This is a genomic window from Bradyrhizobium roseum, from assembly GCF_030413175.1.
In the GTDB taxonomy this organism is placed as follows: domain Bacteria; phylum Pseudomonadota; class Alphaproteobacteria; order Rhizobiales; family Xanthobacteraceae; genus Bradyrhizobium; species Bradyrhizobium roseum.
Genome location: NZ_CP129212.1, coordinates 5,738,177 through 5,761,825, shown reverse-complemented (window position 1 = coordinate 5,761,825; position 23,649 = coordinate 5,738,177). Strand labels below are relative to the sequence as shown.

20 protein-coding genes and 1 pseudogene are annotated in these 23,649 nt (G+C 64.2%); 10 read left to right on the top strand and 11 right to left on the bottom strand.

The genetic code is table 11. From position 1 onward, the window contains the following. Genes QUH67_RS27220 through uxuA form a run of 3 tightly spaced genes read left to right on the top strand, consistent with a single transcriptional unit; the run spans position 1 to position 3,663 of the window. Positions 1-1,407 carry a TRAP transporter large permease gene (locus tag QUH67_RS27220; RefSeq protein ID WP_300942501.1) on the top strand — a complete coding sequence of 469 codons (1,407 nt, stop codon included), beginning with the start codon at positions 1-3 and terminating at the stop codon, positions 1,405-1,407. Then, complete coding sequence (locus QUH67_RS27215) at positions 1,404-2,450, top strand: L-idonate 5-dehydrogenase (RefSeq protein WP_300942500.1); 1,047 nt, start codon at positions 1,404-1,406, stop codon at positions 2,448-2,450. Before QUH67_RS27220 ends, QUH67_RS27215 begins: the two co-directional genes overlap by 4 nt. A 22-nt stretch (positions 2,451-2,472) precedes the next feature. After that, a complete protein-coding gene (gene uxuA / locus QUH67_RS27210) occupies positions 2,473-3,663 on the top strand; it encodes a mannonate dehydratase (RefSeq protein WP_300948192.1) in 1,191 nt (396 codons plus the stop codon). 64 nt (positions 3,664-3,727) lie between these two features. Here the strand turns inward: uxuA and QUH67_RS27205 are convergent, their stop codons facing one another. The 6 genes from QUH67_RS27205 to QUH67_RS27180 all read right to left on the bottom strand — a co-directional run bounded on the left by QUH67_RS27205 (position 3,728) and on the right by QUH67_RS27180 (position 10,828). Continuing rightward, entirely contained in the window at positions 3,728-4,819 is a 1,092-nt protein-coding gene (locus tag QUH67_RS27205; RefSeq protein WP_300942498.1) for an ABC transporter ATP-binding protein, read from the bottom strand. Further along, positions 4,816-5,793, bottom strand: a complete 978-nt coding sequence (locus QUH67_RS27200) for an ABC transporter ATP-binding protein (protein ID WP_300942497.1) — start codon at positions 5,791-5,793, stop codon at positions 4,816-4,818. The genes QUH67_RS27205 and QUH67_RS27200 overlap by 4 nt, the downstream gene beginning before the upstream one ends. After that, on the bottom strand, positions 5,793-7,364 hold the full coding sequence (locus QUH67_RS27195) for an ABC transporter substrate-binding protein (protein WP_300942496.1): 1,572 nt from the start codon (positions 7,362-7,364) through the stop codon (positions 5,793-5,795). Before QUH67_RS27195 ends, QUH67_RS27200 begins: the two co-directional genes overlap by 1 nt. 82 nt (positions 7,365-7,446) lie before the next feature. Next, positions 7,447-9,009: an ABC transporter substrate-binding protein gene (locus QUH67_RS27190; RefSeq protein WP_300942495.1), complete on the bottom strand. Its 1,563-nt coding sequence runs from the start codon at positions 9,007-9,009 to the stop codon at positions 7,447-7,449. Next, positions 9,006-9,893, bottom strand: coding sequence for an ABC transporter permease (locus QUH67_RS27185; RefSeq protein ID WP_300942493.1), 888 nt, complete (start codon positions 9,891-9,893; stop codon positions 9,006-9,008). The genes QUH67_RS27190 and QUH67_RS27185 overlap by 4 nt, the downstream gene beginning before the upstream one ends. After that, the gene (locus QUH67_RS27180) at positions 9,890-10,828 is read right to left on the bottom strand and encodes an ABC transporter permease (RefSeq protein ID WP_300942491.1); all 939 of its coding nucleotides are present in this window, start codon (positions 10,826-10,828) and stop codon (positions 9,890-9,892) included. Before QUH67_RS27180 ends, QUH67_RS27185 begins: the two co-directional genes overlap by 4 nt. Before the next feature lie 440 nt (positions 10,829-11,268). On the opposite strand from QUH67_RS27180, the pseudogene QUH67_RS27175 reads away from it, so the two are divergent. Beyond that, positions 11,269-12,516: pseudogene (locus tag QUH67_RS27175) on the top strand (SulP family inorganic anion transporter); the annotation flags it as partial. A 28-nt stretch (positions 12,517-12,544) separates the two neighbouring features. Here the strand turns inward: QUH67_RS27175 and QUH67_RS27170 are convergent. The 3 genes from QUH67_RS27170 to QUH67_RS27160 form a co-directional block, all read right to left on the bottom strand. Then, on the bottom strand, positions 12,545-13,090 hold the full coding sequence (locus QUH67_RS27170) for a DUF2889 domain-containing protein (RefSeq protein WP_300948191.1): 546 nt from the start codon (positions 13,088-13,090) through the stop codon (positions 12,545-12,547). A 65-nt stretch (positions 13,091-13,155) separates the two neighbouring features. After that, on the bottom strand, positions 13,156-14,133 hold the full coding sequence (locus QUH67_RS27165; RefSeq protein ID WP_300942490.1) for an NADPH:quinone oxidoreductase family protein: 978 nt from the start codon (positions 14,131-14,133) through the stop codon (positions 13,156-13,158). A gap of 84 nt (positions 14,134-14,217) precedes the next feature. Continuing rightward, on the bottom strand, positions 14,218-15,291 hold the full coding sequence (locus QUH67_RS27160) for an LLM class flavin-dependent oxidoreductase (RefSeq protein WP_300942489.1): 1,074 nt from the start codon (positions 15,289-15,291) through the stop codon (positions 14,218-14,220). A 241-nt stretch (positions 15,292-15,532) separates the two neighbouring features. Between QUH67_RS27160 and QUH67_RS27155 the strand changes: the two genes are divergently transcribed. The 3 genes from QUH67_RS27155 to uraD are packed head-to-tail and all read left to right on the top strand — an operon-like array spanning position 15,533 to position 17,783. Then, entirely contained in the window at positions 15,533-15,946 is a 414-nt protein-coding gene (locus QUH67_RS27155; protein WP_300942487.1) for a DUF3830 family protein, read from the top strand. A gap of 3 nt (positions 15,947-15,949) precedes the next feature. Beyond that, on the top strand, positions 15,950-16,888 hold the full coding sequence (gene puuE / locus QUH67_RS27150; protein WP_300942486.1) for an allantoinase PuuE: 939 nt from the start codon (positions 15,950-15,952) through the stop codon (positions 16,886-16,888). Positions 16,889-16,898: 10 nt separating this feature from the next. Then, complete coding sequence (gene uraD / locus QUH67_RS27145) at positions 16,899-17,783, top strand: 2-oxo-4-hydroxy-4-carboxy-5-ureidoimidazoline decarboxylase (RefSeq protein ID WP_300942484.1); 885 nt, start codon at positions 16,899-16,901, stop codon at positions 17,781-17,783. 14 nt (positions 17,784-17,797) lie between these two features. On the opposite strand, the gene QUH67_RS27140 is transcribed toward uraD, so the two are convergent. Next, positions 17,798-19,195 (bottom strand): nucleobase:cation symporter-2 family protein, encoded by a 1,398-nt coding sequence (locus QUH67_RS27140; RefSeq protein WP_300942483.1) that lies wholly within the window; start codon positions 19,193-19,195, stop codon positions 17,798-17,800. A 183-nt stretch (positions 19,196-19,378) separates the two neighbouring features. Here QUH67_RS27140 and pucL point away from each other — a divergent pair, with 183 nt between their 5' ends. The 3 genes from pucL (at position 19,379) to QUH67_RS27125 (ending at position 23,040) form a co-directional block, all read left to right on the top strand. Further along, entirely contained in the window at positions 19,379-20,221 is an 843-nt protein-coding gene (gene pucL / locus QUH67_RS27135; protein ID WP_300942481.1) for a factor-independent urate hydroxylase, read from the top strand. Positions 20,222-20,274: 53 nt separating this feature from the next. Then, on the top strand, positions 20,275-21,528 hold the full coding sequence (locus QUH67_RS27130) for an allantoate amidohydrolase (protein ID WP_300942480.1): 1,254 nt from the start codon (positions 20,275-20,277) through the stop codon (positions 21,526-21,528). Positions 21,529-21,663: 135 nt separating this feature from the next. Then, positions 21,664-23,040, top strand: coding sequence for a hypothetical protein (locus tag QUH67_RS27125; RefSeq protein ID WP_300942479.1), 1,377 nt, complete (start codon positions 21,664-21,666; stop codon positions 23,038-23,040). A 41-nt stretch (positions 23,041-23,081) separates the two neighbouring features. Here QUH67_RS27125 and QUH67_RS27120 read toward each other — a convergent pair whose 3' ends face one another. After that, positions 23,082-23,630 (bottom strand): YybH family protein, encoded by a 549-nt coding sequence (locus QUH67_RS27120; RefSeq protein WP_300942478.1) that lies wholly within the window; start codon positions 23,628-23,630, stop codon positions 23,082-23,084. Positions 23,631-23,649: the final 19 nt, after the last annotated feature.

The window sequence follows — 23,649 nt, the reverse complement described above, 5'->3', positions numbered from 1 at the left end:
ATGTTATTGTTGCTTGGGGGATTTCTGCTGCTGATGCTGCTCGGCCTGCCGGTCGCGCTATCGATGGCGGTTTCGTCTCTGGTGTACATTCTGGTCACCGGCATCACGCCCGATGTGACGCTGGCGCAGCGCATGATCGCGGGCGTCGAGAGCTTTCCGCTGCTCGCCGTGCCGTTCTTCATCCTGGCCGGCAATCTGATGAACATCGCGGGCGTGACGGGCCGCATCTACAAGTTCGCGGTCGCGCTGGTGGGCTGGATGCGCGGTGGCCTCGGCCACGTCAATATCGTGGGCTCCGTGATCTTTTCCGGCATGTCCGGCACGGCGATTGCCGACGCCGCGGGCCTCGGCACCATCGAAATTAAGGCGATGAAGGACCACGGCTACTCCACCGAGTTCGCCGTCGGCGTCACCGCGGCCTCCGCCACGCTCGGCCCGATCATCCCGCCGTCGCTGCCGTTCGTGATCTACGGCATGATGGCGAACGTCTCGATCGGCGCGCTATTCCTCGGCGGCCTCATTCCCGGCGTGGTCATGACCCTGGCCATGATGGCGACGGTGGCCTACTTCGCCCACAAGAACGGCTGGGGCAGCGACGCGCCGTTTTCCTGGCCGCAGCTCGGCTCGGCGGCGCTCGAAATCTTCATCGTGCTGGCGTTTCCGCTGGTGGTCTGGCTGATGGTCGTCGGCGGCATGTCGGTGAACATGGCGGTCGGCATCGGCCTCGTCGCGCTGCTGGCGCTCGACTGGTACTTTGATTTCTCCGCCGTGATGGCGCTGATGGCGCCGGTCATCCTGATCGGCGGCATGACGCTCGGCTGGTTCACGCCGACGGAAGCCGCGGTCGCCGCCGTGATCTGGTCGCTGTTCCTCGGGCTGGTCCGTTACCGCTCGATGACGCTGCAGACGGTGGCGAAGGCGACCTTCGACACCATCGAGACCACGGCCTCGGTGCTGTTCATCGTCACCGCGGCCTCGATCTTTGCCTGGCTGTTGACGGTGTCACAGGCGGCGCAGACGCTGACCGACGTCATGCTCGGGATCACCCAGAACAAGTGGGTGTTCCTGCTGCTGGCCAACATCCTGATCCTGTTCGTCGGCTGCTTCATCGACACCATCGCCGCGATTACGATTCTGGTGCCGATCCTGCTGCCGATCGTCCTGAAACTCGGGATCGACCCGATTCACTTCGGCCTGATCATGACGCTCAACCTGATGATCGGCCTGCTGCATCCGCCACTCGGCATGGTGCTGTTCGTGCTGGCGCGGGTGGCCAAACTCTCCGTCGAGCGCACGACGATGGCGATCCTGCCGTGGCTGGTGCCACTGCTGCTGGCGCTGGTCGCCATCACCTACATTCCCGAACTGACGCTCTGGCTGCCGAAATATATGGGGCTTTCAAAATGACATCGATGGCTTTGGCTGCAACGCTGTACGGCCCGGAAGACCTGCGCATGGTGGAGCGGCCGCTCGATCCGCTCGCGTCAGGCATGGTGCGGATTCGCTTCGGCGCCGGTGGCATCTGCGGCTCCGACATGCATTACTACCGCCACGCCCGCACCGGCGATTTCGTCGTGACGTCACCGCTCGTGCTCGGGCACGAAATCGCAGGCGAGGTAGCCGAGATTGCCGGCTCTGCAGCCGGCCTGAAGGTCGGCGACCGCGTCGCGCTCAATCCGTCGCGCTGGTGCGGCCACTGCAAGCCCTGCCGGGAGAACCGACCCAATCTTTGCGAAAACATCTTCTTTATGGGCTCGGCCTCGAAAACCCCGCACATGCAGGGCGGCTTTGCGTCGTACTTCGACGCCATTCCGGCGCAATGCGTGAAGATCCCCGACCATGTGACCTATCAGGCGGCGGCGCTCGCTGAACCGCTGGCGGTCTGCCTGCATGCGGTCGCCCGCGCCGGCGACGTCACCGGCAAGCGCGCCGTTTTGTTCGGCGCTGGTCCGATCGGCCTGCTGACGATGCTGGCGGCGCAGCGCGCCGGGATCGCCGAAAGCACCGTCGTCGATATCGCGGCGGCGCCGCTGGCGTTCGCCAAGAAGCTCGGCGCCACCGATGTTTTCGACATCTCCGGCGGTGAGGAGGCGTTGAAGGCGGAGGCGGCTGCAAAGCCGTTCGATGTCGCCTTTGAAGTTTCGGGCACGGCCGCCGGCCTCGCCAGCGCGATTGGCGTGGTCAGGCGCGGCGGTGTCGTGGTCCAGGTCGGCAATTTGCCGGGTGGGCAGATTTCCGTGCCGGCCAATGCGGTCATGGCCAAGGAGATCGACCTGCGCGGCTCATTCCGCTTCGGCAACGAGTTCTTTACCGCCGTCGACCTGATCGCCGACGGCAGCGTCGACGTGCTCTCGTTGGTGACGGCGCAGCGCCCGCTGTCGGTCGCGCCCGATGCGGTGCGGCTGGCACTCGACCGTTCGCAAAGCGTCAAGGTCGTGCTGACGGCGTGATGGCAAGGGGAGGGCGTCGATGATGTTGCAGGGATGGCGGTGGTACGGGCCCAATGATCCCGTGTCGCTCGACGATATCCGCCAGGCCGGCGCCACCGACGTCGTGACGGCGCTGCACCAGGTGCCGATCGGCGAGGCATGGACCCGCGCCGCCGTCGAGGAGCGCAAGAATTTGATCGAGAACGGCCAGCCCGGCCGTTCGCCGTTAACCTGGTCGGTGGTGGAATCGATTCCGGTGCCCGACGACGTCAAACGGCTCGGCGGCGGCGCGACGCGTTCGATCGAGGCGTGGATCGCGAGCCTGGAGGCGGTGGCCGCGTCCGGCATCAAGATCATCTGCTACAATTTTATGCCGGTCGTCGACTGGTGCCGCACCGATCTCGAATGGGAATTGCCGAACGGCGCCAAGGCCATGCGCTTCGACCATGAGCGGTTCGCGGCGTTCGACCTGCACATTCTGCAGCGCCCCGAGGCGCCGGCCGAATATTCCGAAGCCGCGCGGCAGCGCGCGCAGGAAGTGTTCTCGAAGATGACGCAGGCCGATATCGACGTCCTCGTCACCAACATCGCCAGCGCGCTGCCGGGCTCCACCACCGATCCCCTGACCATCCCGCAATTCCGCGACCGCCTGCAGCAATATCGCGGCATCGATTCCAGCGTGCTGCGCAAGCATCTCAGCGAGTTCCTGGCGCGCGTGACGCCGGTCGCCGAGGCGCTCGGCGTGACGCTGACGCTGCATCCGGATGACCCGCCGCGGCCGCTGTTCGGCCTGCCGCGCATTGCCTCCTCGGCGGAGGATTATCAGGCGCTGTTCGACGCCGTGCCGTCGAAGGCCAACGGCATCTGCTTCTGCACCGGCTCGCTCGGCGTGCGCCCGCAAAACGATCTGCCCGCGATGGCCAGGCGCTTTGCGCCGCGCATTGCATTTGCGCATCTGCGCGCCACCAAGCGGGAAGGCGATACGCTGTCGTTCTTCGAGTCCGATCATCTCGACGGCGACGTCGACATGATCGCGGTGCTCAAGGCGTTGCTCGCGGAGAACCGAAAGCGCTCATCGGCCGAGCAGATCGTGTTCCGCCCCGATCACGGCCACCGCATGCTCGACGACCTCGCCGCCACCAAGCGCACCAACCCCGGCTACACCGCCATCGGCCGTCTCCGCGGCCTCGCCGAACTCCGCGGCGCGATACGGGCGATCGAGCACGTCAATTGAGGTGTTATAATACCTATTTGCTACTGTGCATGGGGTTGTTTTCGCAGTTTTGAGTCGGCCCAATTCAGCCCGGTGCCCGTGCCTGCTTGGCCGCCTCGAACGCCGCCAGCCGCGCGGCAAACTTGCCGTTCGCCATGCCCGACCGCGCCAGAATGGTCGGCACCGGCAGCGTTTCGAAGAAGTGACAGGCCACGCGATGACCGGGCGCCGCCTCGCGCAGCTTTGGTTCTTCGGCTGAGCAGCGGGCCTGCGCGTGCGGGCAGCGGGTGTGGAAGCGGCAGCCGGACGGCGGCTTGATCGGGCTCGGCACGTCGCCCTGCAGCATGACGCGCTTGGTGCGCAGGGCCGGATCGGGTTTGGGGATCGCGGCCAGCAGCGCCTGGGTGTAGGGATGCAGCGGGCGGTCGTAGAGCGTCTTCTTGTCGGCGATCTCGACCAGCTTGCCGAGATACATCACCGCGACGCGGTCGCTGATGTGTTTTACGACGGCGAGATCATGCGCGATGAACAGATAAGACAGGCCAAACCGCTGCTGCAGGTTCTGCAGCAGGTTGACGATCTGGGCCTGGATCGAGACGTCGAGCGCCGACACCGGCTCGTCGCAGACGATCAGGTCGGGGTTGACGGCAAGCGCCCGGGCGATGCCGATGCGCTGGCGCTGCCCGCCGGAGAACTGGTGCGGATAGCGCCGGGCATGTTCGGGGGAGAGACCGACGATCTGCAGCAGCTCCCGCCCGCGCACGGCGCGCGAGGCGGCGTCGCCGATCTCGTGAACGCGCAGCGGCTCGTCGAGAATCTCGCCGACGGTCATGCGCGGGTTGAGCGAGGCGTACGGGTCCTGAAAGATGATCTGCATGTGCCGGCGCATCCGGCGCAGTTCGTCCTTGTCGAGGTTGGCGATCTCCTGGCCCTTGAAGCGCACCGAGCCCGCCGTCGGGTCCATCAGGCGCAGGATCAGGCGGCCGGTCGTGGACTTGCCGCAGCCGGACTCGCCAACCAGCGCCAGCGTTTCGCCGCGCGCGATCTCGAAGCTGACATCCTCGACGGCGCGCACGAGACCGATCACCTTGCGGTTGATCAGCCCGCGGGTGACGCCGAAATGCTTGACGAGGCCGTTGACCTCGAGGACCGGAGCCTCGCCCGATACTGCGATCATGACATCACCTCGACCGGCGCCTTCCAGCACGCCACCTGATGACCCGGCGCGATGTCGCGCAGCGGCGGCGGCTCGGTCACGCAGCGCCGGTCTGCAAACGGACAGCGCGGCGCGAAGCGACAGCCCGCCGGCTGGTTGTTCGGGCTGGGGACCATGCCCTCGATGGTGGCAAGGCGCGCGCGGTCGACATCGATGCGCGGGATCGAGCCGAGCAGGCCGATCGTGTAGGGATGCTGCGGATCGGCGAACAGGTCGTTGACGTCGGCGCTTTCGACGATGCGGCCGGCATACATCACCAGCACCTGGTCGGCGACCTCGGCAATGACGCCGAGATCATGCGTGATGATCAGGATCGCCATGCCGAGCCGTTGCTGCAGATCGCCGAGCAGGTCGAGGATCTGGGCCTGGATGGTGACGTCGAGCGCGGTGGTCGGCTCGTCGGCGATCAACAGCGCCGGCTCGCAGGACAGCGCCATCGCGATCATCACGCGCTGGCGCATGCCGCCGGACATGTTGTGCGGGAAGTCATCGATGCGCTGCGCGGCGGAAGGTATCCGCACCAGCTCCAGCATTTCGATCGCGCGCTCCCGTGCGGCCTTTGGCGTCATCGCGCTGTGGGCCAGGATCGCCTCGATGATCTGCTGGCCTACGGTGTGGACCGGGTTGAGCGAGGTCATCGGCTCCTGAAATATCATCGACATCTTGCTGCCGCGCAGCCGGCGGCGCTCGTCGGCCGACAGCTTCAGCACGTCGCGATCGCCGAACATGACCGCCTCGGCCTCGACCTTGCCGGGCGAGGCGACCAGCCCCATCACCGACAGCGACGTCACGCTCTTGCCGCAGCCAGACTCGCCGACGAGGCCGATGGTGCGGCCGCGCGGCACGTTGAAGCTGATGCCGTCGACGGCGCGGAACAGGCCGCGATCCGTCGCGAAATGGGTTTTCAGGCCACGAACCTCCAGAAGGTTGTCCATCAGAACGAATAATCCAGGCCTTTGTAGAACGTGTTTTGATAGAGCATGTGCGGCCGGACGCCCTTCAGCTTCTTGAGGCTGGTCGTGTACATCGCGATGTTCATCACCGGCATCCACAGATGCTCCTCGGTGACGCGTTGCTGCGCCAGGGCGTAATATTTGGCGCGATCGGCTTCCGTCAGCGAGGCGCGGCCCATCTTCAGGTACTCGTCGGTCTTGGCGTCATTCCAGTTCATGCGGTTGGGCGCCGGCATGTTCTTGGAGTCGAAATAGAAGTTGAGCAGATCGCCCGCGGAGATGTAGGGGAAGGTCACGGTCCACAGCTCGTAATCCTGCTTGCCCATTTCGGCGGGCGCGATCGTGGAGTCGAAGCCGACGATCTTCCAGTCGATGCCGATCTTGCGCATGTAGCCTTGAATGGCCTCGGACACGCGCGGGAAATAGGCGACCTGGGTGTACAGCACGCGCGGCGCGAGCTTGATGCCGTCCTTCTCGCGGATGCCGTCGCTGCCGACCTTCCAGCCGGCCTCGTCGAGCAGCTTCTTGGCGCGTTCGACGTCCTCCTTGATGATGCCCTTGGTCGAGGCAGCAAAATCGAGCGCCTTGGGATCGATGAAGGTGTAAGCCGGCTCGGCGTTGCCCAGCATGATACCCTTGACAATATCCGCCCGGTTGATCGCGATGTTCATCGCCTCGCGGACGCGGGCATCGGCCACCATCGGCCGCGTCGTCTTGTAGCCGTAATACATCAGCTGGAAGTTGGGCAGCGCCTCCTGGACGGTCAGATTCGGCGCGGCCTTGACCTGCTGGATGAAGGCCAGCGGAATCTGGTGGGTGACGTCGAACTGTCCGCCGAGCATGGCGGCGACGCGGCTGGAATCTTCCGGCACGATCTTGATGCTGAGTTTCTCGAATTTGACCGGGCCTTTGTTCTGGTACATCGAGGGGCCCCATTTATAGGCGTCGTGCCGCTTCAGCACGATTTCGGTGCGCGGCTGCCAGCTTTCGAAACACCACGGCCCGGTGCCGTCGATTCCCTTGATGCCGTAGTCCTTGCCGAGCGCTTCGACGCTTTCCTGATTGTGGATCGCGGTCGTGAACATCGTGAGCTGGAGCAGCAGATCGGAGAACGGCTCGTTGAGTTCATATTCGACGGTGTAGGGATCGGGCGCGCGCAATTCCTTGATGTTGCCGGCGCGCCAGGCCAGCGGCGCCTTGAGTTCGGCGCTGGTCAGCCGCTTGAAGGAATAGAGGACGTCGGCGGCGGTGAACTTTTTGCCGCTGCAGAACTGCACATCGTCGCGCAGCTTGAAGACATAGGTCTTGCCGTCCTCGCTGATCGTCCACGACTTTGCAAGATAGGGGATCGCCGTCTTGCCATCCCAATCCATCGCAACCAGCGTGTCCTGGAACATGTTGACGATGTCAGACGTCGGCGACCACGTGGTGCGCTGGCCGTCGTAATGCGGGGCGTCGAGCGACTTCATCATCTTCAGGGTTTGCGCCTCCGCCATCGAACAAAGTCCGGCCACTCCGAGCAGCGTCACAACGCCCGCAAAAATCCTGCGCATCGTGTTTCCTCCAGTCCCTGTTTTTCTTTGTCTTGAGCATGATCGTTTCGGAAAACCGGTTCCCGCTTTTCCGGATCATGCTCTAGCGCGTTACGTCCAGGCCTTTATAAAAAGTGTTCTGGTAGATCATGTGCGGCCGGGCGCCTGATATCTTCTTGCTGGCGACCTGATCCATGTTGATGTTGAGCACGGGCATCCAGAGGTGCTCGCGCGTCACCTTCTGCTGCACCAGCGCGTAGTATTTCGCCCGGTCGGCCTCGGTCAGCGCCGCGCGGCCCTGCTTCAGCCAGGAGTCGGTTTCGACGTCTTTCCAGTTCATCCGGTTCGGCGTCGGGATGTTGGCTGAATCGAAATAGATGTTCATGAGGTCGCCGGCCGACAGGTAAGGTACCGTCACCGACCAGACTTCGTAGTCCTGCTCGGCCATCTTCACCGGCGAGATCGTCGAGTCCCAGGGTTGCAGGCGCCAGTCGACACCGATCTTTCGCAGGTAGCCCTGGATAGCTTCGGCAACGCGGGCCGAGTTGGCGTTGGCGGTAAAGTAGATCCGCGGCGCCAGCTTCATGCCGTCCTTTTCGCGGATGCCGTCAGCGCCAGGTTTCCAGCCGGCTTCGTCGAGCAGCTTTGCGGCGCGCGCAAGGTCCTCCGTGACGATGCCCTTGGTCGCCGGATCGAAGTCGAGCGCGGCGGGATCGACGATCGTGAACGCGGGGTCGGCGTTGCCGAGCAGGATCGCCTTGGCGATCTCGGCGCGGTTGATAGCGATGCTCATGGCCTCGCGCACCCGCGCATCGGCCACCATCGGCCGCGTGATCTTGAACCCGTAATAGAGCAGCTGAAAATTCGGCTTCGCCGGCGTCACCGTCAGCATTGGTGCTGCCTTGGCCTGGGTAATGAACTGCGCCGGAAACTGGTGGGTGATATCGAACTGGCCGGACATCATCGCGGCCACCCGGCTGGAATTTTCCGGCACGATCTTGATCACGAGCTTTTCGAATTTTACCGGCCCCTTGTTCTGGTACATCGAGGGGCCCCATTTGTAGGCGTCGTGGCGTTTCAGCACGATCTCGGTGCGCGGGTGCCAGTGATCGAAACACCACGGCCCGGTGCCGTCGGCGCCCTTGATGCCGTAATCCTTGCCCAGCGCCTCCACGCTCTCCTTGTTGTGGATCACGTTGGTGAACATCGTGAGCTGCAGCAGCAACTCCGAGAATGGTTCCTCGAGCTCGTATTCGACGGTGTAGGGGTCGGTCGCGCGCAACTCCTTGATGTTCCCCGCGCGCCAGGCGAAGGGGCCCTTGATCGCCGGGTCCTTCAACCGCTTGAAGCTGTAGACGACGTCATCGGCGGTGAACTTCTTGCCGCTGCAGAACGAGACGTCGTCGCGCAGCTTGAAAGTGTAGGTCCGGCCGTCCTCGCTGATGATCCATGATTTCGCGAGATAAGGGATCGGCGTCCTGCCGTCCCAGTCGAGTGCAACCAACGTATCCTGGAACATGTTGACGATGTCGGAGGTCGGTCCCCAGGTCGTGCGTTGGGCGTCGTAATGCGGCGCGTCGATTCCCTTCATCAAGGTCAGCGTCTGGGCCGCCGCTGGGCCGGCCATTCCGAACGCCAGTGCAACACTCAGAATCGACCTGATCATGTCTGCAGCCTCGGATCGAGGACGTCGCGGAATGCGTCGCCCAATAGATTGGCGGCCAGTACGATCACGAAGATGGCACAGCTCGGGATCGTCGCAATGTGCGGCGCCATGAACAGGAAGTCGCGGCCTTGCGCCGCCATCATGCCGAGCTCGGCGGTCGGCGGCTGCGCGCCCATGCCGAGGAAACCGAGGGCGGCGCCGATCAGGATGATTTGGCCGAAGCGCAAAGTGAGGAACACGAAGATCGTGGAAATGCAGTTCAGCGTCAGATAGCGCCAGATCAATTCACGGTCGGATACGCCGACGGCGCGGCCGGCTTCCATGAATTCCTGTCCCATCACGCCGATCGCAGCACCCCGCGCCACCCGCGCCACATCGGGCACGGTGGCGACGACCAGCGCAATCACCACGGCGGTCAGCCCGGCGCCGAAGATCGCGGCCACCGCCAGCCCGATCAGGATCGCGGGGAAGGCCAGCATGACGTCGACCAGCCGCATGATCCAGCCGTCGAGCCGGCGGTAATAGGCGGCGAGGATGCCGAGCACGCCGCCGATGAAACCGCCGACGATGACGCCGACCAGCCCGAGCATCAGCGTGTTGCGCGTCCCGTAGATGACGCGGCTGAAAATGTCGCGACCGGTATTGTCGGTGCCAAACCAGTGCTCTCCGTCGGGCGGCCGCATCACCTTGGTGAGATCGGTGAAGTAGGGGTCGTAGGGCGCGATCCAGGGCGCCAGCAGGGCTGCGAGCACGATCACGGTGAGCACGATCGCGGCGAGCGCCGCCACGCGGTCGCGCGCGAGTCGCCGCAACAGGCCGGTGCGAGCGAACACGCCGGTCTCGCGCACTTCGGCAAAGCCGGTATCGAGGGCCTCGGCGCTCATCTTCGCTGTATCCTGGGATCGAGATAGACGTAGAGCACGTCGACCAGGAGGTTGATGGACAGGAACGCGATGGCGAGGATCATGATCGCGCCCTGCGCCGTCGGAAAATCGCTGGAGACGATGGCACCGACAGCGAGCCGGCCGACGCCGGGCCATGAGAACATGGTCTCGGTGACGACGGCGCCGCCGAGCAGGAACGCGGCCTGCAGCCCGATCAGGGTGACGACCGGGATCATGGCATTGCGCAGCGCATGGTGGATGATGACGACGTGCTCGCGCAGTCCCTTGGCCCGCGCCGTGCGCACGAAGTCGGCGCCGAGCACTTCGAGCACGGCGGTGCGCGTCAGCCGCGCGATCGGGCCGATCAGCACCGCGCCGAGCGTTAGCGCGGGAAGGATCAGGCTCGGCAATCCGCCGTCCCATACCGGTCCGGTGCGGCCGGTGAACGGCAACAGCGCCCACTTGAACCCGACGAACTGGATCAGGATCAGGCCGATGAAGAACACCGGCATCGACACGCCGGCCACCGAGCAGGCCATGATGATGCGATCGGTGATGCGACCGCGATTGACCGCCGCCAGCGTTCCGAGCGCGAGCCCGATCGGTACGGCTAGCAGCATCGCCCCCAGCATCAGTTCGACCGTAGGCCCGATGGTCATGGCGAGTTCTTCGCTCACCATCTTGTTGGAGATGATGGAGCGGCCGAGATCGCCGCGCAGCACACGCATGATGTATTCGAAGAACTGGACCGGGATCGATCGGTCGAGGCCGAGTTCCTGCCGGATGGCGGCAATGGTCTCAGCCTTGGCGTCCGGCCCGGCGATGATCATCGCGGGATCAGCCGGCACCACCTGCAACAGGCAAAAACAGAGGAAGAGAACCCCGAGCAAGGCGGGGAACGAAATCAGCAGACGATGGACGATCTGTTGTCCCATGCGACGCCAACGGACGGGTTGGCCAAAGGAACGCGCGCGCCGACATTGACGCTTTTGTTTCCCCCTCGGCAGCCGCGCTTCGTCCGACGTGCGCAGCTTTTGTTATAGCGAGATAGTGACACCGGCGAGGGGCGGCGTCACGCGCAAACTGCCGATCGGGTCCAACTGCGTCCTTTTGCGCCTCGTGCATCTCGTCGCGTTTCGCCAATGCGAGAATTTCGTCTCGCGGGAACATACGTGTTGGCTTCGGCCGTGGCGTGCCAGTGAAGTTTATTAGAGGCAACGCTTGAGGATCACAACCTAAGGGTATTTTGGCGGTATGATGCCCGCGCTTTTGCGGATACTTTGCCGCGTGTACCGCTGCAATGAGCTGGGGTTTTTGTGGTTCCATGCCCCGCGCCTCGCTATAATAGATGAGTCCCTCGATCGGTTGACCCGCAATGCCTGATGGCTCCGCGACCGCGCATCATTACCGTCCCAAGCTCGTCACCGTTCTGTCGGAAGGCTACGGACTCGCCCACTTTCGAAGGGATATGCTTGCGGCCCTGACGGTCGCGATCGTCGCGCTGCCGCTTTCGATGGCGATCGCCGTCGCCTCGGGCGTATCGCCCGAGCGGGGATTGTACGCCGCCGTGATCGGCGGCTTCCTGGTGTCGGCGCTCGGCGGTAGCCGCTATCAGATCGGCGGTCCCGCCGGCGCGTTCATCGTGCTGGTCGCGGCCACCGTGACGCGGTTCGGCCTCGAAGGGCTGCTGCTGACCGTCTTCATCTCCGGCTTCATGCTGACACTGATCGGCCTTTTGCGGCTCGGTTCGCTGATCCGTTATATTCCGCATGCGGTGACCATCGGCTTTACCGCCGGCATTGCGGTCACGATCTTTGCCAGCCAGCTCAGGGATCTCGGTGGCTTGAAGTTGGTTGCTGCCGAACCTGGCCAGCTATTGCCGAAGCTTATCGCGCTCGGCCAGGCGCTGCCGACGCTCAATCCCGCCGCGCTTGCCGTGGGCGTTAGCACCGCCGCCCTGATCTTCCTGCTGCGGCGCTTCGCGCCAAACTGGCCGGGCATGTTGATCGCGGTGGTGCTGGCCTCGGTCGTGGCCTGGCTGTTCCATCTGCCGGTGGAGACCGTCGGCAGCCGCTTTGGCCAGCTTCCCGACGGTTTGCCGGGGCCACGCCTGCCAGCGATGTCCTACGCCACAATCATCGAATTGTTGCCGACAGCGCTTTCCTTCACGCTGCTCGGCGCGGTCGAAAGCCTGCTGTCCGCAAAAGTTGCCGACGGCATGACCGGGCGCAAGCATCGCTACAACATGGAGGTAGTGGCGCAAGGCATCGCCAACATCGCTTCCGCCATCTTCGGCGGCATCAGCGTGACCGGCACCATCGCCCGCACCGCGACCAATATCCGCGCCGGCGCGTGCAGCCCGGTTTCCGGCATGGCGCATGCGCTGTTCGTGCTGGTGTTCATGGTGGTGGCTGCGCCGCTGGCGAGCTTTGTTCCGCTCTCGGCGCTCGCCGGCGTGCTGGTGGTCGTGTGCTGGAACATGGCGGAGAGGGAGGAGTTTTTCCGCCTGCTTCACGCCTGGCGCCCGGCCAGTGTATTGATTGCGACCTTCGGCTTGACCCTGGTCGAGGATCTGACCGTCGGCATCATCGCCGGCTGTCTATTGGCGGCGGCGTTTGCGATCTATGATCGCGTTCGCGCGCGCGCCTAGACTAGTCCTTCGCTACGGGCTCGGTCACAAACTGCGGGAACATCGCTGCGACCACCGGGCCATCCGTGCGCCAGGAATGGCATCCGCCGATGAAGAACGGCCGCCTGCCGGTTTTTTGCTGATCCTCCAGCGAGTCGCGGCCCTCGGGATTCTTGCCGTGGGACATGGTCTGATACAGCGTGGTCACGGCGGGGCCGAGCAATTCCATCAGGTGGGTGCAGGTCTCCAGCCGGGCAATTTTGCGCCGTAACACTTCGCGCCATCCCGGGCCGACGCGCTCGCCGACGAGGCGGCCCAGGATCGGCTCGACGTCGATGCAGGTCGCATAGGGTGTGCCGCGCATCATGGCCTCCGCTTCGCGGATGGTCATGGTCTCGTCGATCGCGAGCCGCAGGCCGATATCATGGACGGGGTCGCCGGGTTTCAGTTCGCCGCGAAAACGGCTGGCGGGCTGGAGAAAGGGCTTTGTGTCGCGCAGCCATGCCTCGACTTCCCAAAGGCCGTCGTCGCGCAAAAAGCCTTCGCAGGTGATCGACCGCGTGTGCATGTGGCGGCGCGATGTATTGCTGTTTTCCGGAGGCATCAGTTCCTGTCCTGCGTCAACGCTGGGCTTCAGCCGAATTTGACGATCATCTTGCCGAGCGCCGATCGTGACTGCATCGTCTTGAACGCCTCGCGGAAATTCTCGAACGGCACGACCTTGCCGACCACGGGATGCAACTTGCCTGATGCCAGCCAGTCGAACAATTGTGCGATCAGGCGGGCGTGGGTCTCCGGCTCGCGCCTCTGGATCTGGGCGAGGTCGACGCCGAGCAGGGCGCCGCCCTTCAGGAGCGGCAGGTTGAACGCCAGCGCCGGAATGGTGCCAGAGGCGAAGCCGACCACCAGATGCCGACCGCGCCAGGCGATCGAGCGAAACGCCTGCAGCGCGACCTCGCCGCCGACGGGGTCGAAGATCACGTCGGGGCCATGTCCGCCGGTCAATTCCTTCAGCGTGTCGCGCCAGTCGGCCTTGGTGTAGTCGATGGTCTGGTCAGCGCCGAACCGGACCGCGAAGTCGCGCTTTTCCGCCGTCGAGGCAGCTGCGATCACCCGCGCGCCCATCAGTTTTCCGATCTGGACGGCGGCGATGCCGACGCCGCCGGCCGCCCCCAGCACCAGCAGGATTTCCCCCTCGCGCAGCGACGCGCGGGCCTCCAGCGCGTAAAGTCCGGTCAGATAATTGGCCTGAAACGACGCGCCGGCCTCGAAGGGAACCTGCGGCGGCAACTGCTTGAGCGCCGCTGACGGCACCGAGATGTACTCGGCGAGCGCGCCGGAACGGGTCATGCCGATGACAGGCATGCCGGGCCTGAACGCAGTGACGCCATCGGCCACGGCTTCGACGATGCCGGCAAACTCCGTTCCCGGCACGAAGGGCAGCGGGTCCCTGGTCTGATAGAGCCCTTGCACCTTCAATCCGTCGACGAAGCCAACCGCCGCCGCGCCGACCTTGACGCGGACTTCGCCTTTGGAAAGGCCCGGAGTATCGATCTCCTTGATCGCGATGCCGTCGATCGAATCGTAGTTCTCGACAACCACGGCCTTCATGCAATTTCCTTCATGCGTTTTCTTCTTGGTCTCCAGTGCGTTATGCCCGCACCTTGCAGCACCTGCGATATTTCGGATGAAGCTTTACTCGGCGGCTTCCGCCTGCCGGTCGATCGCCAGCGCGCCCGCTTTGATGCGCGGAATGAGATCGCGGCCGATTGCCATCGTGTCGTGAGGGTTCTCAAAACCGCGCAGCAGGAAGGAATGAATGCCGAGCCGGTAATACTCGAGCACCGCCTCGGCAATCTGGTCCGGCGTTCCGACCAGGCATGACGTGTTGCCCGGCGCGCCGGTAGCGCGGGCGATCCCCATCCACAGCCGCTCGTCATGCACGTCGCCGCGGGCGGCGTAGCCGAGCAGGCGTTCGGCGGAATGGTTGGTCGGCTGCGGCGCCGCGCCGGTCTTGCGCTCGACGTCGGCCAAAAGCGCATTGGCCTTGTCCCAGGCCGCGCCCTCGGTTTCCGCCATAATCGGCCGCAGCGACATGTTGAAGCCGACGCGGCGTCCGAAGGCTGCCGCGCGCCGGCGGAAATCCTGCACCCGCTCGGCCGTTTCCTTGAGCGGTTCGCCGAACACCGCGAACACGTCGCAATGTCTGGCGCCCATTTCCAGTGCGCCGTCGGACGAGCCGCCGAAGAACAGCGAGGGGTAGGGCTGCTGATACGGCTTGATGTCGGTATAGCCGCCCTCGACGCGGTAGAACTCGCCTTGGTGGTCGATCGGGCGGTCGCTGGTCCAGAGTTTCTGCATGACGTCGAGATATTCGCCGCCGCGGCGGTAGCGGTCGTTCTTGGGCAGAAAGTCGCCTTCGCTGGCCTGGTCGGCGTCGCTGGTGCCGGCGATGATGTGCAGCGCCATCCGGCCCTGCGTGAGCTGGTCGAAGGTCGCGACCTGCCGCGCGGCGAGCGCGGGCGCCACCGAGCCCGGCCGGTGCGCGATCAGGAACTTGATCCGCTCGGTATGGTCGGCGGCGTAGAGCGCGATGGCAAAACCTTCGGCGGCCGAGGCGTAATATCCAACGAGCACGGAGTCATAGTTCCACTGCTCGTGCAGGCGGGTGAAATCGACCACCCATTGTCGAGATATCTGTCCCTTGATGAGGTGAACCGCGATGCCTTCCTGCTGGGTGCCGATCATTCCGATGATTCTTGCGGGCATGGGTGCTTCCTCGGGCGCCTGATGTTTGAGCGGATTGAAACGCACAACATCGAGGGAAGGCAAGCGTTTACGGCCGTTCCGTTACGCGTCGTGCTCACGGCTGGCATCCGCTGCCGCCATCGCTTCGCCGTGCTGGCGCGAACCGGCCAGCGGGGCTGGAATGGGCCTTGCTTCCGCTCATTCCGGCTGCAATGGATACGGTCGAACGTGTCCTTCACCCGTAATCCAGAAGCAGAGACCGATGAGCCAACTGATTGTCCGCGCCGGCGAATTTACCTTTGAAGCCCGTTTCGAGGAGCAATTGGCGCCCAAAACCGTGGCCGCCTTCCGCAAGGCGATGCCGTTCGAAAGCCAGGCGATCCATGTGCGCTGGAGCGGCGAGGGCGTCTGGATGCCGCTCGGCGATCTCGATTTCGGCGTCACTTACGAGAACCACACCAGCTATCCCGCGCCCGGCCAGATCATTCTCTATCCTGGCGGCATCAGCGAAACCGAAATCCTGCTGGCCTATGGTGGCGTGCATTTTGCGAGCAAGATGGGCCAGCTGGCCGGCAACCACTTCATCACCCTGACCTCCGGGCTGGAAAACCTGACCGCTTTCGGCAAGGCCGTGCTGTGGAAGGGCGCGCAGAAGATCCGCTTCGAGGAAGTTTAAGGCATGGCCGCGCCGTCCTATCCGCGCGACTTCCGCGGCTACGGGCGCAACCCGCCCGATCCGAAATGGCCCGGCGATGCGCGGGTCGCGGTGCAGTTCGTGGTGAATTTCGAGGAGGGCGGCGAGAACAACATTCTCGACGGCGATCGTGCCTCGGAAGCCTTCCTTTCCGACGTGCTGGGCGCGCAGCCCTGGCCCGGCCAACGCCATGCCAATATTGAATCGATGTTCGAATATGGCTCGCGCGCCGGGTTCTGGCGGCTGTGGCGGGCGTTCACCGAGCGCAATCTGCCGGCGACCGTGTTCGGCGTCGCGATGGCGCTGCAGCGAAACCCGGACGCGGTCGCCGCCATGAAGGAGGCCGGCTGGGACATCGCCAGCCACAGCAGGAAATGGATCGAGCACAAAGACATGACGGAGGCCGAGGAGCGGGCCGAGATCGCGGCGGCGATCAGCATCCATGCCGAGGCGACCGGCGCGCCTCCGCTCGGCTGGTACACCGGACGCACCTCGATCAACACCCTCAGGCTTCTGATGGAAGCCGACGGGCTGCTTTATCTCTGCGACTCCTACGCCGACGACCTGCCATACTGGATCAGGTCGCGCGGATCGAAGCCGCATCTGGTCATTCCATACACGCTCGATGCCAACGACATGCGCTTTATTAACCCGCAGGGTTTTGGCGGCGGCGACGAGTTCTTCACCTATCTCAAGGACAGCTTTGACGTCCTTTACCGGGAAGGCGAAACTTCGCCGAAGATGATGTCGGTCGGCCTGCATTGCCGGGTCGTCGGCCGCCCCGGTCGCGCCGCGGCGCTGCTGCGGTTTCTCGACTACATCGGTCAGCACGAGCGGGTCTGGGTGCCGACGCGGCTGCAGATCGCGCAGCATTGGCACGCCAACCTGGCGGATCTCGCCGACCACGCTTTTGATATAGGATAGGCAGGGACCGATGCGGAAAAAGCTTTCCGATCTCAACATTGCCAGCAAGGACGATTTCGTCGCCGCATTGGCCAATGTATTCGAGCATTCGCCGTGGGTGGCGGAAGCGGTGGCCGCGATGCGGCCGTTTGCCGGCGTGGCTTCTCTTTTCGCAGCGATGAAGGCGGTAGTGGAGGGCGCGTCGGACGAAACGCGGCTGAAACTGGTCAAGGCGCATCCCGATCTTGCCAACAAGACGCAACGTGCGGCGGGCCTCACGGCCGAATCCACCGCCGAACAGGACGGGGTCGGGCTCGATCGGCTCTCGGATGCCGAATATGAAGCCTTCGAGCGCGCGAACAACGCCTACCGGACGAAATTCGGCTTTCCCTACATTGTTTGCGTTCGCCGTCACACCCGCGATTCCATCCTGCGCGATTTCGAACGCCGGTTGCTGAATGACGCGAGCGCCGAGATGCGCCGGTCGATCGAGGAAGTCTGTCGGGTCGCGGCGCTGCGTGTCGACCAACTCGTCGCGTCCGAGGACAAGCTTGCCGTGCACGGCCGCCTGTCGACCCATGTGCTGGACACCCACAGCGGCAAGCCCGCAGCGGGGATCGCGGTAGAACTGACCGAACTGTCGGAACTCGGCGAGGCCCGCGTGGTAGGTCGCGCGATCACCAACAGCGACGGCCGCACCGATCAGCCGCTGATCGGCGGGCGGCCGGTGCCGATCGGCCGCTACGAACTGACATTTCACGTCGGCGGCTATTTTGCCGATCGCGGCGTGACGCTGTCCGATCCGCCGTTTCTCGATCGCATTCCGCTGCAGTTTGCGGTGAGCGACCCCGAGGGCCATCTCCATGTGCCGTTGCTGGTCACGCCGTGGAGCTATGCGACCTATCGCGGAAGCTGATCGCACTCCTCCGGCTAATGCGTCGCCGAGGCCGCGGCCGACGCGGCGTCGGCTTCCGCCGTCTTGCCGCTGACGCCGTTGAAGAAGGCGTTCAGCGCCACCGCGACCAGCGCGCTGAGCAGAATGCCTGACTCCAGCAACGGATGCAGGTCGTGCGGCAAGTTCTTGAAGAAATTCGGCGAAACCAGCGGGATCATGCCGAAGCCGACCGAGATGGCGACCACGAACAAATTGTAGCGGTTGTTCTTGAAGTCGACCGCGGTGAGGATGCGCGCGCCGGTGGCCGCCACCATGCCGAACATCACGAGGCCGGCGCCGCCCAGCACCACCAGCGGCACGGCTTCGACCAGCGCCGCCATCTTCGGCACCAGCCCGAGCAGCAGCAGGATGCCGCCGCCGGCGATCGTGACCCAGCGCGAGCGCACGCCGGTGATGCCGACCAGGCCGACATTCTGCGAGAACGACGTATAGGGAAAGGTGTTGAACAGCCCGCCCAGGAAGGTGCCGACGCCGTCGGCCCGCAAGCCACGGGTCAGCGCGTCGCGGCTGATCGCCTTGCCGGTGATCTCGCCCAGCGCCAGGAACATGCCGAGGGATTCGATCATCACCACGATCATCACGATGCACATGGTGACGATGGGGATCAGCTGAAATTTCGGCATCCCGAAATGCAGCGGCAGCACGATCGCGGCCCATGGCGCCGCAGCGACCTTCTCGAAATGCATGACGCCGAGAGCCGCCGCAAGTATGGCGCCGGCGACGATGCCGAGCAGCACCGCGACATTGGCGACGAAGCCGGTGCCCCATTTGATCAGGCCGAGGATCACCAGCAGCACGAACAGCGCGATGCCGAGCCCCTGCAACTGGCCATAGGCTGGATTTGGGAAGGCGCCGGGCACGCCGTCGACGACCTTGGTCAAAGTCGGCAGGCCGCCGCCGGCCCAGTTGATGCCGACCCGCATCAGGGAAATGCCGATTACCAGGATGATGGTGCCCGTGACGACCGGAGGAAACAGCGGCAGCAGCCGGCTGACAAAAGGCGCGGCAACAATGGCAAACAGCCCGGCTGCGATCACCGAGCCGTAGATGCCGAGCAGGCCGATGTCGGGGGCCGCCGCCATCGACAGCATCGGCCCGACCGAGGCAAACGTCACGCCCATCATCACCGGCAACCGGATACCGACGCCGGGAAAGCCGATACATTGCACCAGCGTGGCAATACCGCAGGCAAACAGGTCGGCAGTGATCAGGAAGGCCACGTCCTCCGGCGGCAATTTCAGCGCCCGGCCAATGATCAACGGCACGGCGACCGCGCCGGCATACATGACCAATACATGCTGCAGGCCGAGCGCCAGCAGCCGCGGCGTCGGCAGGATCTCGTCGACCGGATGGGTTTCGGTGGCTGTGGTCATGGACTTCCCCCAGATTGCGGCGTTCGGGCCCGCTCCACCTGATACAAGGCCCGTGCCAGAAGCCCGTCCCCCAAGACCCTGTTCCCCAAGATGTTGCCCCTTGGCACGAACGTTGCTGCAATATTGGATCAGAGCGGGCAACCGAAGTCCCGAAAAAATCAAAGTTTGAACTGGAGGTCTGACGTGGCGCTGATCAGGAACAGATACGGGAAGGGCCGGGTTCGGGTGATGCGGATCCACCGGGACGGCGATCGTCACGAAGTCAGCCAGCTCAGCGTCAAGGCGATGATTGAGGGCGATTTTGCCCGTGCCTATACCCACGCCGACAATTCCACCTCAGTGGCGACGGATACGATCAAGAACATCGTCAACATCGTCGCCCGCGAGAACACGGGCCTCAGCACCGAAGAATTCTGTCAGGTGCTGGCCAGGCGATATCTCGACAGTTATCCGCAGATCGCCTCGGTTGCGATCACGGCGCACGAGACCAAATGGAGCCGCCTGAGTTTCGGGGGCAAGCCGCATCCCCACAGTTTTGTGCTCGACAGCAACGGCAAGCCGTTCGTCGAGGTCGCCGTCGCGCGCGGGGGGCAGGCGGCGTTGACGTCCGGGATCGACGGTTTTGCCTTCATGAAGTCGACGCAGTCCGGCTGGGAGAATTATCCGCACGACCGCTACACCACGCTGCCCGAGACCGCCGACCGGATGTGCGCCACCAGCATGGTGGCCTCCTGGAAGTGGTCGGGCGTGCCGGCGAACTATCCTGCCGCCAACGCGCGGATTTTCGATACCTTGCTCGAGGTGTTCGGTACCACTTACAGCATGAGCGTGCAGGACAGCCTGTACCGGATGGGCGAGGCGGCGCTGGCGGCGGTGCCGGAGATTTCCGAAATCAGCATGGCCTGCCCGAACATGCACTTCATTCCGATGAACCTGTCGGCATTCGGGCTGGATAACAACAATGACGTCTTCCTGCCGACTGACGAGCCCCACGGCCAGATTGAGTGCACGGTGGGAAGGGGCTAAAAGGCTTGCCCATCCATCGAGAAGCGCCGATCGACGCGCGCTGACGGAGCGGCATGAGCGATAAGGCGACCACGGGATCACGGCTCGGCGATGAAATCGTCAGCCGGATCCATCAGCTTGGGGCGATTTCGGAGACGCCGGACAATCTGGCGCGGGTTTTCCTGTCGCCCGAGCACCGCATCGCGGCCGATCTCCTGATGTCGTGGATGAGAGACGCCGGCATGGCCGCGCATCTCGACGCCATCGGCAATGTCTGCGGCCGTTACGAAGGCGACCGTCCGGGGCTGCCGTGCCTGATGCTGGGATCGCATTACGACACCGTACGCGACGCCGGCAAATGGGACGGCCCGCTCGGGATCGTCACCGCCATCGCCTGCGTCGCCGACCTGAGCCGGCGCGGCGTGCGGTTGCCCTTTGCGATCGAAGTTGCGGGCTTTGCCGATGAGGAGGGCGTGCGGTTTGCTTCCACCTTGCTCGGCAGCCGGGCGGTCGCCGGCACGTTTGACGAGAGCGTGCTCAATACGCGCGATGCCGATGGACTCACCATGCGCGAGGCGATGGTGCGGTTCGGGCTCGACCCGGAGCATATCGGCGCGGCGGCGCGGGCCCGCCGCGAACTGCATGCCTATGTCGAGCTGCATATCGAGCAGGGGCCGGTGCTGGAACAGCAAAATCTTCCCGTTGGCGTGGTGACGGCAATATCGGGCGCCACGCGGCTGGCGGCGAGCCTCACCGGCATGGCGGGTCACGCCGGGACGGTGCCGATGGCGCTGCGGCGCGACGCGCTGGCGGGTGCCGCCGAATGCATCGTGGCGGTCGAGGAATTTTGCAAGACGGACGATGCTGGCCTGGTCGGCACCGTCGGCGCCATCACCGCGCTGCCCGGTGCGACCAATGTCATTCCGGGAAGGGTCTCGTTCACGTTGGACATTCGCGCGCCGGCGGACGCCCATCGCAAACTGGCGGTGGCGGAAATCGTGCGACAGATCGAGGCCATCGCGAAGCGGCGGGATCTCGCGCTGCAGATCGACGTCACGCACGAGAACCGCACCGTACCCTGCGCGTCGTGGCTGAAAAAGCAGGTGGCGGAAGCGGTTGCTGGAGAAGGCTATCGTGTCTTCGAACTGCCGAGCGGCGCGGGCCACGACGGCATGGCGATGATCGACATATCAGACGTCGCGATGCTGTTCGTCCGCTGCCGCGGTGGCATCAGCCATCACCCGGCCGAGCATGTCGAAGCCGCCGACGCCGATGCCGGCGCGCGGGTGCTGCTCCGATTCATCGAGAATTTCCAGCCAACGGCCTGATCGCGGGCGGAGCCAAACGCGACGTCCATTTGTGACGGTATCATGACATCGCGGTTCATCTGACCGAAAGACGAATCTACGATGTCTGTTGTAAGAACTGCTACTCATCACCGCCGGACATCGTCGATCCAAGCCATGAATCGTCATATTCCAAATATTCCAATTTCATCTCGCCGCGACTACCGATTTTACCAGGGGGCGGTGGCGACCTGGGTCGCCAACGGAATTCAGGCCGTCAATTTTCTCGGTGACCGGTTTTTGCGAAAATCCCACCTGTCGGGTGGGATCGAAGCGTTGTACCGGCACTCGATGGACAGCGCCTTCTCGCCGCAGGAAGCCTTTCTGGTCACGGGCGCGCCGCACGCATCCGCCTATTACCCGCGGGACTTTGCCTGGTTCTATCCCGACGTTCTCGATCCCGAGACCATTATCGATTCCGCGGATGCCGTTCGCAGGGTTCGGTTGCTGGAAAAGAGCGTCCACCTGTTGCTGGAGGCCGTTCGGGCCAATGTCGTCACGACGACGATCGTTCCTGCCGGAGGTGACCGCTACATCGGCGTCAACTACTTCTCGCAACCGTCAGATACGCTGCTGGGTATCCTCGCAGGCCTGGAACAGATCCTGCGGGCGGACCAGAGGAAATCTTCGTATCTGGCGATGTCGCAGGGCGCGCACGCGGGCCGCTTGCTGGTTGCCGAGTATCGCGAGGATTTGAAGCGCGCGATATCTGAACTCGCCAGCGCGTTGCAGCCGTTCGAACAGGACGGCCTCTCGGCCCTGCTGTGCGACGTTACCGCACCTCGTTCCGCCGCGACCGATACCCGCGCCGAGCGCCGGCGCTTCGTCACCAACGCGTGCGTCTACGCAACTTTCGTGCGCGGCATACGGCTGGGGGTGATTGACCGGACCGGGCTGGAAGGATTGCTCGGGCGCGGGCTGCCGCAATACAAGAAGGAACTGCTCGATTTGTTCGGCAGGCATGGCCATATCAGGCACGCCCTGGATGCCGAGGGCGAGGCGGCGAACGGCATTGCGCTCGATTTCGTCAATGTGCACGAAGGATTTTGGGACCTGACCGAGCCGAGTGAACGTGCGCTGTTCGCCGCCACGACCGATCTGATCCTGGACGAGCCGCGCTTTCGAATTCGCGACACGTCTCATTTCCTGGTATCTTTGGGTAATCCGCAGAGCAAGATGATCCACAAGATCGCAGCACCAGCCTACCAGGGCCGTTCCTGCTGGCCGACGTTCAACGTCGAATTCGCCGATCGCATGCTCGACTACGACGAATGTTCCGGCACCGACAGGTACCGCGCCGGCGCCCGCGATATCCTGCAGGACATTCGCACCGCGACGGAAACGCACGGTGGATATCAGGAGCTCTTGTCGGAGACGGGCCAGAAGTACCAGACCTGGGCCTATCAAGGCGCCGTCGCGCATTCCTGGTTTCCTCGTTTCCTGTCGGTGTGGAGGCGGGCATTCGGCGCCCCGCTGCTGAGCTGGAATCCGTAAACCGCGGCAGCGGAGCCGGCTTTGATTCCGGTCTGAACCGCCTACTGCGTTCCAGGGCTTGCGCCGCGGGCCAATGCGGCCGAGGTCTCGAGCCCAATGTTGCGCACCAGCGGGTCGGCATGGCGGTGAACCAGCCACCACTCCGCGCCTTGCCGGCGATAAACCAGCGTCACCCGCAGCGACCAGTCCTGGTCGGGCAGGCCGCCGACCTCGCCGTGCTGCCGCTCGATCACGGCAAGGACGACCAGATCGCCCGACGCATAGGACTGGACGAGGTCGACCTTGGCATCGCCGTTCCTGAAATAACGCGCAAGCCGTGCCAGCCGCTCGGGCGACATGTCAAAACCCCGGCTGGCTTCGCCGCCAAACGGCTGCATCAGCGTAAAATCGTCGGCAATGCGGGTCATGCTGGACCATTTTTCCATGTCGCCGCGCATGAACGCCGAAGCCCGCGCCTCGCTCGTGCGGACGAGATCGGTGAGTTCCTGCTCGGAATTCGCCGGCATGGGTTGGCCTGCGGCGCTAGCCGAGAGCGGCATGGCGAGTGCGGCCTTCAGCGCCAGGCGCCGCCAGCGGTTCGATCTGAACATTTTGTGTCACTCCATTCTG